Genomic DNA, 13,539 nt, shown 5'->3' with positions numbered 1-13,539 from the left:
ACAGGAAGGGACGGATAACCGGTGTCGACGCCGTTCTATGTATCTCCTCAGCAGGCGATGGCGGACCGGGCGGAGTACGCCCGCAAGGGCATCGCGCGTGGTCGCAGCCTGGTGGTGCTGCAGTACGCCGACGGCATCGTGTTCGTCGGTGAGAATCCGTCCCGTGCGCTGCACAAGTTCAGCGAGATCTACGACCGGATCGGCTTCGCGGCCGCCGGCAAGTACAACGAGTACGAGAACCTGCGGATCGGCGGCGTGCGCTATGCCGACCTGCGGGGTTACACCTACGACCGTGACGACGTGACGGCGCGCGGCCTCGCCAATGTGTACGCCCAGACGCTGGGCACGATCTTCTCCAGCCAGGCCGAGAAGCCGTACGAGGTGGAGCTGGTCGTCGCGGAGGTCGGTGACAGCCCGGAGAACGACCAGATCTACCGGCTGCCGCACGACGGTTCGATCGTGGACGAGCACGGTTCGGTGGCGGTCGGGGGCAACGCGGAGCAGATCAGCGGGTATCTGGACCAGCGGCACCGGGACGGCATGACGCTGGCCGAGGCGCTGAAGCTGGCGGTGCAGGCGCTGTCCCGTGACACCAACGGCAGTGAGCGGGAGATTCCGGCGGAGCGGCTGGAGGTCGCGGTGCTGGACCGGACGCGTCCGCAGCAGCGCAAGTTCAAGCGCATCGTGGGTGGTCAGCTGTCGCGGCTGCTGGAGTCGGGCGCGGCGGCGGGTGCGGCGTCGGCGGAGAGCGAGAGCGAGACAGAGACCGACTCCGGGTCGGACGAGGAGTAGGCGCTCACCGCACCTCCACCTCCACCTCGACCTCACCTCATCGCGGCGGGGCCGTGGAGCCCCGTACGACCAGGCTGACCGGCAGGTCCCCCTTCTCGGGGGGCCTGCCTTCCAGTACCGCCAGCAGTGCGCGCATGCCCCGTTCGCCGAAGGCCTCCGCGTCGAGGCGGACGGTGGTGAGTTCGGGGTCGATGGCGGTGGCGAGGCCGAGGTCGTCGAGGCCGGTGACGGAGAGGTCGTCCGGGACGCGGAGTCCAGCGCGCCGGACGGCCTTGTAGGCGCCGGCCGCCAGTTTGTCGTCGTCGCAGACCAGCGCCGTGGGCCGGGGGCCGGGCGCGGCGAGGGCGGCCTCGGTGGCCCGCAGGGCGCCCTCGATCGAGATGGGTGCCCGGATCGTGCGCAGTTCGGTGCCGGGGGCGGCGTCGAGTCGCGAGGCCAGTTCGCGGGCGCGTACCTCGAAGGTCCAGGAAGGGATGTCGGCCGCGAGGTGCAGGAAGCGGCGGTGGCCCAGGGACAGCAGGTGCTCGGTGACCTGGCGGATGCCGTCGGCGATGTCGAGGTTGACGGTGGCGGCGCCCAGGCTGCCCTCGGGGTCGCTGTCGAGCATGACGAGGGGGAGTTGGTCGCCCCGGATGGCGGAGAGGGCGTCGGCGGCCATGGAGGAGGCGATGACGCCGTCCAGTGCGGCCTGGGCGGAGGCGAAGGGGTCCCGGGCGGGGCCCACGCCCTCGGGTGAGGGATACAGGACCACTCCGAAGCCGTGTTCCGCGGCGACCCGTGCCGCGCCGGTGTACACCTCGGCGAAGAACTCCGTGGTGAGAGCGGGGACGACGAGCAGGACGGTGCGGGTGCGGCCGAGGCGCAGGTTGCGTGCGGCGAGGTTGGGGCGGTAGCCGAGTTCCAGCGCGGCGTCGCGGACTCGCTGGGCCGTGGGCTCCGACACGCGGCCGCGCCATTTGTCGCCGAGGACCAGGGAGACCGCGGCCTGGGAGACGCCGGCGGCCTGGGCGACGTCCCGGCTCGTGGGGCGGGTGCTGCCTCGTGCCACCGTTCGCCTGCGCTTTCGTCTGGACTGCTGAACTGGCGACATGGTACGTATGGCGGGAGAAGTTATACGTAACACTTACTGGAGTGGAACAGGGAGGTGCGTCGTGGTCGCCGGGTATCTGGACATCCTCCGGGCGAGGCATGCCGTGCGGCTGCTCGTCGGCACGCTGGTCGGGCGGTTGCCCAACGCCACCGCGGCGATCGCGATCGTGCTGTTCGTGCGGGCCGAGGGTGGTTCGTACAGCCTGGCGGGGGCGCTGGCGGCGGTGTACGGCGTCGCGAACGCCGTGGGGCAGCCGGTGCTGGGGCGGCTGGTGGATCTGCACGGGCAGCCGCGGGTGCAGTTGCCGGCCGCGGTGCTGTCGGCGCTGGCGATGGCCGTGTTCGCCTTCGCGGGCACCGGGACGGCCGCGCGCGCGTACCTGTCCGTGGGGGCCGCGGGGCTGTTCACGCCGCCGCTGGAGGGCGGGCTGCGCGCGCTGTGGCCGAGCGTGCTCCGCAAGGAGGACCAGGTGCACACGGCGTACGCGATGGACGCCGTGGCGCAGGAGGTCATGTTCACCGTCGGGCCGCTGCTGGTGACGGTGTGCGTGTCGCTGTGGTCGCCGCTGGCGGCGCTGCTCGTCCTGAACGGTGTCGGTGTGCTGGGCGCGCTGTCGGTGGTCGTGTCGCCGCCCTCGCGGGCGTGGCGGTCGGCGCCCCGGGAGGCGCACTGGCTGGGTGCGCTGCGTTCGGGCGGGCTGCTGGCGCTGCTGGGTGCCTTCCTGTTCATCGGGATGGCGCTCGGGTCGATCACGGTGGCTTCGGTGCCGTACTCCGACGAGCACGGGGGTGACGCGGTGTACGGGTGGCTGATGGCCGCCCTGGGGCTGGGTGCGCTGGTGGGCGGAGCGGTCTACGGGGCGCGGCAGTGGGGCGGTGAGCCGGCGCGGCGGCTGCGGGTGCTGGTGGCTCTGCTGGCGGTCTGTTACCTGCCGCTGATGCTGATGCCGGGCGCGGTGGCCATGGTGCTGCTCACGGTCCTCGCGGGTGTCTTCCTCGCGCCGTGCATCGCCTGTGCGTTCGTGCTCGTCGACGTGCACGCGCCCCGTGGGACGGTGACGGAGGCGTTCTCGTGGCTCGTGACGACGTTCACGGTGGGTGCCTCGGTGGGGACGGGTCTGGCGGGGCCCGTCGTGGAACATGGCGGGGCGCTGTGGGGCTTCGCGGTGCCGGGGGCGGCGGGTTTCGTCTCGCTGCTCGTACTGGCGTGCACGGGGCGGGTCCTCGCAGCTCCCGTGCGGGAGGCGGTGGTTGCGGCTTCATCGGAAAATGATCCAAACCGTGCCGTCGAACCCCGTTTCAGTTCGGGTCATCAGGCGTAATGTTCAGTCATGGACCGCCGCATTTTCGGGCTGGAGAACGAGTACGGCGTCACGTGCACGTTCAGGGGACAGCGCCGCCTGTCGCCTGACGAGGTGGCGCGGTACCTCTTCCGCCGTGTCGTGTCATGGGGCCGCAGCAGCAATGTCTTTCTGCGCAACGGTGCCCGCCTTTATCTCGACGTGGGATCGCATCCGGAGTACGCGACACCCGAATGTGACAACGTGACCGAGCTCGTCACCCACGACAAGGCGGGCGAGCGCATTCTCGAAGGACTCCTGGTGGACGCCGAACGACGCCTGCACGAGGAGGGAATCGCGGGCGACGTCTACCTCTTCAAGAACAACACCGACTCCGCGGGCAACTCCTACGGCTGTCACGAGAATTACCTCGTGGCCCGGCACGGGGAGTTCTCGCGGCTCGCGGACATCCTGATTCCGTTCCTGGTGACGAGGCAGTTGCTGTGCGGTGCGGGCAAGGTGCTGCAGACGCCGCGCGGTGCCGTGTACTGCGTCAGCCAGCGGGCCGAGCACATCTGGGAGGGCGTCTCCTCGGCGACCACCCGGTCCCGGCCCATCATCAACACGCGCGACGAGCCGCACGCCGACGCCGAGCGCTACCGGCGTCTGCACGTCATCGTGGGCGACTCGAACATGTCCGAGACGACCATGCTGCTCAAGGTCGGCGCCACCGACCTGGTGCTGCGCATGATCGAGGCGGGCACCGTGATGCGTGACCTGACCCTGGAGAACCCGATCCGGGCGATCCGCGAGGTCAGCCACGACATCACCGGGCGCCGCAAGGTGCGCCTGGCCAGCGGCCGGGAGGCGTCGGCGCTGGAGGTGCAGCGGGAGTACTACGAGAAGGCCGTGGACTTCTGCGAGCGCCGCGGCATCCGCACGGGCACCGTGGAGCGGGTGCTGGAGCTGTGGGGCCGCACGCTGGACGCGATCGAGGCCGAGGACCTCGACCGCATCGACACCGAGATCGACTGGGTCATGAAGTACAAGCTGCTGGAGCGGTACCGGGCCAAGCACAACATGACCATGTCGCACCCGCGGGTCGCGCAGATAGACCTCGCCTACCACGACATCCACCGGCGTCGTGGTCTGTACTACCTGCTCGAGAAGAAGGGCCAGGCGGCCCGGGTCGCCAACGACTTGAAGATCTTCGAGGGCAAGTCCGTTCCGCCGCAGACCACTCGGGCCCGGCTGCGCGGCGACTTCATCCGGCGGGCCCAGGAGCAGCGCCGGGACTTCACCGTCGACTGGGTCCACCTCAAGCTCAACGACCAGGCGCAGCGCACCGTGTTGTGCAAGGACCCGTTCCGTTCGGTGGACGACCGGGTGGAGAAGCTGATCGCCGGGATGTGATCCGGGTGTGAGCCGGACGGCATGAGGCCGGACGGGTGAGAGAGGCGTCTGCGCGTGAAAGCGCGGAACGCCACACGGGCACCGTACGTTAGCCGTGCGGTGCCCTTCTCACGCCGTAGAGTTGCGCGCACGCCAGCCAACAACAGGACCGACCCGATACCGATACGAGGCCCCCACCGTGCGCCGACGCTCACTCCTCATCGCCGTCCCCGCCGGACTGGCCACGCTCGCCGCCTGCGGTGACAGCGACGACTCCGGCTCATCGAGCAACGCGAGCGACAGCCCGTCGCCCGACGCGTCGGCCTCGTCGGCCGCGCCGCCGCCGAAGATCGTCGACGGTCCGCTGCCGGCGATCACGGCGGGGACGAAGTTCGACGAGAAGCCGACCGTCGCCAAGGGCAGTGGCGAGCCGTCCAAGGACCTCGCGGTCAAGACCGTCATCGCGGGCGGCGGCAAGGCCGTCGCGGAGAACGACTTCGTCTCGGCGAACTACCTCGGCCAGGTCTGGCAGAGCGCGAAGGTCTTCGACAACTCCTACGACCGCAAGACCCCCCTGGTCATCCAGCTCGCCCAGGGCAGCATCATCGACGGCTGGCGGTACGCGCTCACCGGCAAGAAGACCGGCAGCCGCGTCCAGTTCTCGGTGCCGCCGACCTGGGGGTACGGGGAGCAGGGCAACGAGCAGGCGGGTATCAAGGGCGACGACACGCTGGTGTTCGTGGTCGACATCCAGGACACCTTCAACGCGAAGAGCAGCGCCCAGGGCAAGAAGGTCGCGCAGGACGACGCCGCCCTGCCGAAGGTCGGCACCAACACCGACGGCAAGGCGCCCTCCATCGAGGTGCCGAAGGCCGACGCGCCGAAGAAGCTCGTCGCCGAGTACGTCCTGGAGGGCGACGGCGCCGAGGTCGGCGCGCAGGACAGTGTGCTCGTGCAGTACAAGGGTGTGCTGTGGGACGGCGGCAAGGAGTTCGACTCCACGTACGCCAGGAAGCAGCTGACGTCGTTCTCGCTGCAGCAGGTCGTCAAGGGCTGGGCGCAGGGCCTGACGGGCAAGAAGGTCGGCAGCCGCGTCCTCATCGTCATCCCGCCGGACCTGGGGTACGGCGACAGCCCGCCGGAGGGCAGCGGCATCGAGAAGGACTCCACGCTGGTCTTCTCCGTGGACATCCTCGCGAAGATGTGACGCCCGGGGATGTAAGACTTGGGCCGTTGCCTTTCCGCAGACAAGCAGGAGCTGAACACGTGAGCATCGACAAGCCCGAGGTCGACTTCCCGGGCGGCGAGCCCCCGGCGGACCTCGAGATCAAGGACATCTGGGAGGGCGACGGCCCGGTTGCCGAGGCCGGTCAGACGGTGACCGTCCACTACGTGGGCGTGACCTTCAGCACGGGCGAGGAGTTCGACGCCAGCTGGAACCGCGGTACGCCGTTCCGCTTCCCGCTCGGTGGCGGCCGCGTCATCAAGGGCTGGGACCAGGGCGTGCAGGGCATGAAGGTCGGCGGCCGCCGCCAGCTGACCATCCCCGCGCACCTCGCCTACGGCGACCAGAGCCCGGCCCCGGCGATCCCGCCGGGCTCGACGCTGATCTTCGTGGTCGATCTGCTCGGAGTCTGATCGAAGCGCGAGCGGTCGGCGATCGGAGCCGGTCACCTGGGGTCCATGCCTGTCCGGGCATGGGCCCTCGGCTTTTGCCGCGCCACCGCGGGGCGGTACGGTCATCCGTCGTAAGCACCATAGGGAGAAGGGCGTCGATGGCCATTGCCAAGGCCGAGCGGCTGATGAACCTGGCGTTGTGTCTGCTCGGGACGCGGCGGCCACTCAGCAAGCGCGAACTGCGCGAGTCCGTCGAGGCCTATCTCGAGGCGGGCTCCGACGACTCCTTCAACCGCATGTTCGAGCGCGACAAGGACGATCTGCGCGAGCTGGGACTGGTCATCGAGACCGTGGAGAGCCTCGACGGCGAGATCGGCTACCTGGCCCGCCGGGACAGCAACCGGCTGCCGCCCATCACCCTGGACGCCGAGGAGGCCGCCGCGCTCGGGCTGGCCGCGAAGGTGTGGCAGCAGGCCCGCCTCGCCGGTGCCGCCAGCGGCGCGCTGCAGAAGCTGCGGGCGGCCGGGCTGCCCGAGGACGTCGATCCCTACGAGGCGCACAGCGCGCTGGAGCCCCGCATCCCGGTGCACGAGGCGGCGTTCGAGCCGCTGATGCTGGCCTGCCGCGACCGCCGGCCGGTCCTCTTCGACTACCGCAAGGCGAACGCCGCCCAGCCCGAGCCCCGGCACGTGGAGCCGTGGGCGCTGGAGTGCTGGCGCGGCCACTGGTACCTGGCGGGCTTCGACCGCGACCGGGGTGCCGAGCGGGTGTTCCGGCTGTCGCGGATCACGGGGAAGGTGCGTTCGCGCGGCTCCCGCTTCACCGCTCCGGTGCCGGACGTGGTCACCGTCCGGGAGACGGTCGCGAGCTGGGCGGGGGAGACCGCCGACCGGTCCGCGCTGATCCGGCTGCGCACGGGCGCGGGGTACCCCCTTCGGGCGAAGGCCACCGGGGTGCGGGAACTCGGTGACGGCTGGGACGAGTTGGAGATTCCGTACGGGCACGGCCTGGACGCCTGGCTGGTGGAGTTCGGGCCGGACGTGGTGGTGCTGGAGCCCGCCGAGCTGCGTGCGGACGTGGTGGACCGGCTGCGTGCCGTGGCCAAGGGCTGAGGGGGAGCGGACAACACTGTGGCAGGCAAACCGGTCAGGCCCGTGAACGCCATCGACCAGACCCGGCGGATGCTGTCCCTGGTGACGTATCTGCGCGAGCGCCCCGGCGCCCGGATCGAGGACGTGGCCCGCGCCTTCGGCATCACCGAGGACGAGCTGGTCTCCGACCTCGACGTGCTGCCCATGTGCGGGACCAGCTTCCGCGGCGGCGACCTCCTCGACATCGACACCGACGGCGAGCGCATCTGGTGGCACAACCCGGCCGCGCTCGGCGCGGACGCCGCCGAGCCGCTCCGGCTGGCCGCCGACGAGGCCACCGCGCTGCTCGTCGCCGCCCGGGCCGTCGCGACCCTGCCGGGGCTGCGCGAGAGCGACCGGCAGGCGCTGCTGCGTGCGACCGCGAAGGTGGAGACCTCGGCCGGTGAGGCCGCCGGTGCCAGCTCGCGCCTGTCCGTCACCTTCGAGTCCGAGGGCGGTGTCTTCGCCGACGTCGACCGGGCCATCTCGGAGCGCCGCCGGCTGTGGATCCGCTACTACTCTCCGGCCCGCGACGAGGTCACCGAGCGGGAGATCGACCCCATCCGCCTGGTCAGCGTCGGGCACACGTACGTGGAGGCCTGGTGCCGCCGCTCCGAGGCCCGGCGCACCTTCCGGCTCGACCGGGTGGCCGAGATCCGCATCCTGGACGAGCCGTCCGCACCGCCGGAGGTGGAGCTGCGGGACCTGTCCGAGGGGCTGGTGCAGCCCGCCGCGGAGGACCCCGAGGTCGTCGTCGAGGTCGGTCCCGGCGGGCGCTGGGTCGCCGAGTACTACCCGCACGACAGCGCCGATGAACGGCCCGACGGCGGCCTGCGTATCACCCTGCGCACTCCCGACCCGGCCTCCCTGCGGCGGCTCGCGCTGCGGCTCGGACGGGACGGCCGGATCGTCTCCCCGCCGGCGCTCGCCGACAGCGCCCGGCGGGCCGCCCGCGAGGCGCTCGCCGCGTACGACGGGATCGAGGCGGCCGGGGCGCCCGGCGGGGCCGACACCGCCGAGGGCGCGCCCAACGGGGCGGCGGCGGCCGAGGGACAGCACGACAGGCAGGAGCAGGGACTGTGAGCGACCCCCTGGGGCCGTCCGGGCCGTCCGGGCCGTCCGGGTCGACCGGGCCGTCCGGTTCGGGCATGACCGCGGCGGTCGCGTTCGCCGGCATGAGACGCGTGTCACCGGTCGTGTTCAAGGCGGGCTGCCCGGACTGCCGGGGCCGTTTCGAACTGGGCGCGAGCGCCCTGCGCCTGGCCATCGGCGCCACGAGCCGGACCACCTTCTACTCGTTCACCTGCCCGGAGTGCGGGTCGGCCGTGCGCAAGCCGGCGGGGGAGCGGGTGGTGGAGCTGCTCACCGGCGGCGGGGTCAGGACCCTGCGCCTGCACTCCACCGTCTAGTCTCGACATCATGTTCTGGCCGATGTTCGCGGTTGCCGTGGGTTTCCTGGGTCTCGCCGTCCTCGCGGTGTTCGCCGTGAAGGTGTTCGTGGAGGCGCAGCGCCTCGGTCGGCAGGTCACGGACTCCGCCCGCCGGATCAGCCGGGCCGCCGAGGACCTGGAGCGCGCGACCGAGAGCGCCGCCCGTGCCGTGGACACCTTGTGAACGGCTGAAACCCGCCACGGGACGACGCCGGCGGCCCGACAGGCCGGTGCGAGTTACGTTTTGGGACACTTCGCCCTGTCACCTCACGGGCCCCGGGCGGTACGCTGCTGGTCGCGGCCAGGAAAACGAGGCCCGGTCGCGGACGGGAGTACGCACGGGGATTGCCTCACGTTCACCCCTGAGCGTTACGATCGCTGCACAAGACGATCGATCGGACGTATGTCCGGCCGGTCGGACAGCACCCCACCCAGCCGCCTCGGTGAGAAGGTAAAGACTTATGTTCGGAAGGCTCGGCGCCCCCGAGATCATTCTCATCCTCGTCGTCATCATCCTGCTGTTCGGCGCGAAGAAGCTTCCGGACATGGCGCGGTCGCTCGGCAAGTCCGCGCGCATCCTCAAGAGCGAGGCCAAGGCCATGAAGAGCGAGGCCAAGTCCGACGACGCCGACCCGCCGAACCCGGAGCAGTCCGCGGCGCAGCGCACCATCCAGGCCGCCCCCGGCGACGTGACCAGCTCCCGGCCGGTCACCGAGCCGACGGACACGACCAAGCGCTGACGCAGGGCCGGTGATCTCCGGCCCGCCGCACGAGATGGGAACGTGGGTTGCTGAAGCCTGCCCGCAACAAGGAGAAGGACCCCGAGGGGCGGATGCCGCTCGCGGAACACCTTCGTGAGCTCCGCAACCGGCTCGCGAAGGCGCTGCTGGCCATCGTCGTCGTCACGGTGGTCGCCGCCTTCTTCTATCAGTGGATCATCAACGCCCTCACGGATCCGATCCTCCAGTCGATCGGCTGTGAGAAGTCGTTCGCGGAGCTGGCCCAGTCGGAGGCCGGCTCGGAGCCGTGCGCGCAGATCACCATCAACGGTCTGCTCGGCCCCTTCACCCTGGCGCTGAAGGTGTCCCTGACGGCCGGCGTGGTGCTGGCCTCGCCGGTCTGGCTCTACCAGCTGTGGGCGTTCGTCGCCCCGGGGCTGCACAAGAGCGAGAAGAAGTACGCCTACGCCTTCGTCGCCACCGGCGCCCCGCTCTTCCTCGCCGGCGCCTACTTCGCCTACGCGGTGCTGCCCACCTCGGCGAAGGTGCTGATCGAGTTCACGCCGAACGACGTCGACAACCTGCTGCCGCTGGACGAGCTGCTCGACCTCGTCACGCGCATGGTGGTCGTCTTCGGCCTCTCCTTCGAGCTGCCCCTGCTGCTGGTCATGCTCAACCTCACCGGCGTGCTGACCGGCAAGCGGATGCTCGGCTGGTGGCGCGCGATGATCATGGGCATCACGCTGTTCGCGGCCATCGCCACGCCCAGCACCGACCCGCTGACGATGATCATGCTGGCCGGTCCGATCTGGGTCCTGTACTTCGCCGCGGTCACCATCTCCCTGCTGAACGACCGCCGCCGGGCCCGCCGCGAGGCCCTGGAGCCCGACGACGACGAGGCCTCCGACCTGGACCTCACCCCCGAGGACATCGGCGAGGTCGAGCCCGTGACCACCGCCCGTGCTCTGCCCGAGCAGGCCACGAAGGACCGGGTCAACGGCTACGACGACGTGACCTGAGGACCGCCGGGGCGGTGACGGCACGCGTCGCCGCCCCCACGGAACCCCCACACGGCCGATCCCGATAATGATCGTCCGGTTGTCGGTGCGGGCCGGTACGCTCGAAAGCACGATGACAGAGGATCTCTCACCGGCCGAGCGGTACGCGGCAGCCCGTCAGCGAGCTGTCGAGCAGGCCACCGCGCTCGCCTCCTTCCGCGAGATGTACGACTTCGGCCTCGACCCCTTCCAGATCGAGGCCTGTCAGGCGCTCGAGGCGGGCAAGGGCGTGCTGGTGGCCGCGCCCACCGGCTCCGGCAAGACGATCGTCGGCGAGTTCGCCGTCCACCTCGCCCTCCAGCAGGGCAGGAAGTGCTTCTACACGACGCCGATCAAGGCCCTGTCGAACCAGAAGTACGCCGACCTGTGCCGCCGCTACGGCACCGACAAGGTGGGCCTGCTCACCGGCGACAACAGCGTGAACTCCGAAGCCCCGGTGGTCGTGATGACCACCGAGGTCCTGAGGAACATGCTGTACGCGGGCTCGCAGACCCTCCTCGGCCTCGGACACGTGGTCATGGACGAGGTGCACTACCTCTCCGACCGGTTCCGCGGCGCCGTGTGGGAGGAGGTGATCATCCACCTCCCCGAGTCCGTGACCCTGGTGTCACTCTCGGCGACCGTGTCGAACGCGGAGGAGTTCGGCGACTGGCTCGACACCGTGCGCGGCGACACCCAGGTGATCGTCTCCGAGCACCGGCCCGTGCCGCTGTTCCAGCACGTGCTGGCCGGGCGCCGGATGTACGACCTGTTCGAGGAGGCCGAGGGCCACAAGAAGGCCGTCAACCCCGACCTGACGCGCATGGCGCGCCTTGAGGCGAGCCGCCCCTCCTACCAGGACCGCAGGCGCGGCCGCGCCATGAAGGAGGCCGACCGGGAGCGGGAGCGCAGACAGCGCTCGCGGGTGTGGACGCCGAGTCGGCCCGAGGTCATCGAGCGGCTGGACTCCGAGGGGCTGCTGCCCGCGATCACCTTCATCTTCAGCCGGGCCGGCTGCGAGGCAGCCGTCCAGCAGTGCCTGTACGCGGGCCTCAGGCTCAACGACGAGGACGCCCGGGAGCGGGTGCGGGCCCTCGTCGAGGAGCGCACCGCCTCCATCCCCCGCGAGGACCTGCACGTCCTGGGCTACTACGAGTGGCTGGAGGGCTTGGAGCGCGGCATCGCCGCCCACCACGCGGGCATGCTGCCCACCTTCAAGGAGGTCGTCGAGGAGCTGTTCGTCCGCGGACTGGTGAAGGCCGTCTTCGCGACCGAGACCCTCGCCCTCGGCATCAACATGCCGGCCCGCTCGGTCGTCCTCGAGAAGCTCGTCAAGTGGAACGGCGAGCAGCACGCCGACATCACCCCCGGCGAGTTCACCCAGCTCACCGGCCGGGCCGGACGGCGCGGCATCGACGTAGAGGGCCACGCGGTGGTGCTGTGGCAGCGCGCCATGAACCCCGAGCACCTCGCGGGACTGGCCGGCACCCGCACCTACCCGCTGCGCTCCAGCTTCAAGCCGTCGTACAACATGGCGGTCAACCTGGTCGAGCAGTTCGGCCGGCACCGCTCGCGGGAGCTGCTCGAGACGTCGTTCGCGCAGTTCCAGGCGGACAAGTCGGTCGTCGGGATCTCCCGCCAGGTGCAGCGCAACGAGGAGGGCCTGGAGGGCTACAAGGCCTCCATGACCTGCCACCTCGGCGACTTCGACGAGTACGCCCGGCTGCGCCGCGAACTGAAGGACCGCGAGCAGGAGCTGGCCCGGCAGGGCGCCAACCAGCGGCGCGCCGAGGCCGCCGTGGCGCTGGAGAAGCTGAAGCCGGGCGACGTCATCCACGTGCCGACCGGCAAGTACGCGGGCCTCGCCCTGGTCCTCGACCCGGGACTGCCCGCCGGGCGCTCCAACGGCCACCGCGGCTTCGACCACCACGACGGGCCCCGCCCGCTGGTGCTGACCGCCGAACGGCAGGTCAAGCGGCTGGCGTCGATCGACTTCCCGGTGCCCGTCGAGGCGCTGGACCGGATGCGGATCCCGAAGTCCTTCAACGCGCGCTCGCCGCAGTCCCGCCGCGACCTGGCCTCCGCGCTGCGCACCAAGGCCGGGCACATCCCGCCGGAGCGGGCCCGCAAGAAGCGCTCCCAGGCCGCCGACGACCGGGAGATCAACCGGCTGCGCAAGGCGATCCGCGCCCACCCCTGCCACGGCTGCGACGACCGCGAGGACCACGCCCGCTGGGCCGAGCGCTACCACCGGCTGCTGCGCGACACCTCGCAGCTGGAGCGCCGGATCGAGGGCCGGACCAACACCATCGCCCGCACCTTCGACCGCATCGTGGCGCTGCTGACAGAGCTGGACTACCTGCGCGGCGACGAGGTCACCGAGCACGGCAAGCGCCTGGCCCGGCTCTACGGCGAACTGGACCTGCTCGCCAGCGAGTGCCTGCGCGAAGGCGTCTGGGAGGGGCTGTCCCCGGCCGAGCTGGCCGCCTGCGTCTCGGCCCTCGTCTTCGAGTCGCGGGCCGCCGACGACGCGATGGCGCCCAAGGTGCCCTCCGGCAGGGCCAAGGCCGCGCTCGGCGAGACGGTCCGCATCTGGGGCCGCCTGGACGCCCTGGAGGAGGACTTCCGGATCAGTCAGACCGAGGGCGTCGGCCAGCGCGAGCCCGACCTCGGCTTCGCCTGGGCGGCGTACATGTGGGCCTCCGGCAAGGGGCTCGACGAGGTGCTGCGCGAGGTGGAGATGCCGGCCGGCGACTTCGTGCGCTGGTGCAAGCAGGTCATCGACGTCCTCGGCCAGATCTCGGCCGCCGCGCCCGGCACGGGCTCCACCGTCCCGAAGAACGCGCGCAGGGCGGTCGACGAGCTGCTGCGCGGGGTGGTCGCCTACTCGTCCGTGGGCTGACCCCGGCCCGACACCTCACCGGCCCGGCGGGACAACCCGCCGGGCCTTCGCACGTTCCACGCCTCGTACGCCTCGTACGCCTCGTTCCCTCATCACGGTGAGTGATTTTCGAGCACTCTTGAGACACTACTCCATGTGTTCGAATGATTGC

Annotated in this window: 13 protein-coding genes; 12 read left to right on the top strand and 1 reads right to left on the bottom strand. The window is 70.8% G+C overall.

Translation table 11 applies throughout. The features are described 5' to 3' along the window. The first annotated feature begins 21 nt into the window (after positions 1-21). Positions 22-792 carry a proteasome subunit alpha gene (prcA, locus tag ACFYZ3_RS05945; RefSeq protein ID WP_388514262.1) on the top strand — a complete coding sequence of 257 codons (771 nt, stop codon included), beginning with the start codon at positions 22-24 and terminating at the stop codon, positions 790-792. A gap of 37 nt (positions 793-829) precedes the next feature. On the opposite strand, the gene ACFYZ3_RS05940 is transcribed toward prcA, so the two are convergent. Further along, the gene (locus ACFYZ3_RS05940; protein WP_388514260.1) at positions 830-1,840 is read right to left on the bottom strand and encodes a LacI family DNA-binding transcriptional regulator; all 1,011 of its coding nucleotides are present in this window, start codon (positions 1,838-1,840) and stop codon (positions 830-832) included. A gap of 103 nt (positions 1,841-1,943) precedes the next feature. Here ACFYZ3_RS05940 and ACFYZ3_RS05935 point away from each other — a divergent pair, with 103 nt between their 5' ends. From ACFYZ3_RS05935 to ACFYZ3_RS05885, 11 genes are all read left to right on the top strand, one after another. After that, positions 1,944-3,203 carry an MFS transporter gene (locus ACFYZ3_RS05935; protein ID WP_388514259.1) on the top strand — a complete coding sequence of 420 codons (1,260 nt, stop codon included), beginning with the start codon at positions 1,944-1,946 and terminating at the stop codon, positions 3,201-3,203. A gap of 9 nt (positions 3,204-3,212) precedes the next feature. Next, positions 3,213-4,574, top strand: a complete 1,362-nt coding sequence (gene pafA / locus ACFYZ3_RS05930; RefSeq protein ID WP_109033662.1) for a Pup--protein ligase — start codon at positions 3,213-3,215, stop codon at positions 4,572-4,574. 178 nt (positions 4,575-4,752) lie between these two features. Then, positions 4,753-5,760, top strand: coding sequence for an FKBP-type peptidyl-prolyl cis-trans isomerase (locus tag ACFYZ3_RS05925; protein WP_388514257.1), 1,008 nt, complete (start codon positions 4,753-4,755; stop codon positions 5,758-5,760). Between the two features lie 59 nt (positions 5,761-5,819). Beyond that, positions 5,820-6,191, top strand: a complete 372-nt coding sequence (locus ACFYZ3_RS05920) for an FKBP-type peptidyl-prolyl cis-trans isomerase (RefSeq protein WP_388514256.1) — start codon at positions 5,820-5,822, stop codon at positions 6,189-6,191. Between the two features lie 137 nt (positions 6,192-6,328). Further along, positions 6,329-7,282: a WYL domain-containing protein gene (locus ACFYZ3_RS05915; RefSeq protein WP_356867742.1), complete on the top strand. Its 954-nt coding sequence runs from the start codon at positions 6,329-6,331 to the stop codon at positions 7,280-7,282. 18 nt (positions 7,283-7,300) lie between these two features. Continuing rightward, on the top strand, positions 7,301-8,383 hold the full coding sequence (locus tag ACFYZ3_RS05910) for a helix-turn-helix transcriptional regulator (RefSeq protein WP_388514254.1): 1,083 nt from the start codon (positions 7,301-7,303) through the stop codon (positions 8,381-8,383). Continuing rightward, positions 8,380-8,709 (top strand): hypothetical protein, encoded by a 330-nt coding sequence (locus ACFYZ3_RS05905; protein WP_388514253.1) that lies wholly within the window; start codon positions 8,380-8,382, stop codon positions 8,707-8,709. Before ACFYZ3_RS05910 ends, ACFYZ3_RS05905 begins: the two co-directional genes overlap by 4 nt. 10 nt (positions 8,710-8,719) lie before the next feature. Continuing rightward, the gene (locus tag ACFYZ3_RS05900; RefSeq protein ID WP_356867738.1) at positions 8,720-8,914 is read left to right on the top strand and encodes a hypothetical protein; all 195 of its coding nucleotides are present in this window, start codon (positions 8,720-8,722) and stop codon (positions 8,912-8,914) included. A gap of 277 nt (positions 8,915-9,191) precedes the next feature. Beyond that, a complete protein-coding gene (gene tatA, locus ACFYZ3_RS05895; protein WP_388514252.1) occupies positions 9,192-9,470 on the top strand; it encodes a Sec-independent protein translocase subunit TatA in 279 nt (92 codons plus the stop codon). 47 nt (positions 9,471-9,517) lie between these two features. Next, a complete protein-coding gene (tatC, locus tag ACFYZ3_RS05890) occupies positions 9,518-10,468 on the top strand; it encodes a twin-arginine translocase subunit TatC (RefSeq protein ID WP_388514250.1) in 951 nt (316 codons plus the stop codon). A 67-nt stretch (positions 10,469-10,535) separates the two neighbouring features. Beyond that, positions 10,536-13,388, top strand: a complete 2,853-nt coding sequence (locus ACFYZ3_RS05885; protein WP_388514249.1) for a DEAD/DEAH box helicase — start codon at positions 10,536-10,538, stop codon at positions 13,386-13,388. The last annotated feature ends 151 nt before the right edge of the window (positions 13,389-13,539 follow it).

It is taken from the genome of Streptomyces sp. NPDC001599, assembly GCF_042893535.1.
Lineage (GTDB): Bacteria > Actinomycetota > Actinomycetes > Streptomycetales > Streptomycetaceae > Streptomyces.
This window is presented reverse-complemented; position numbering and strand designations above follow the sequence as displayed.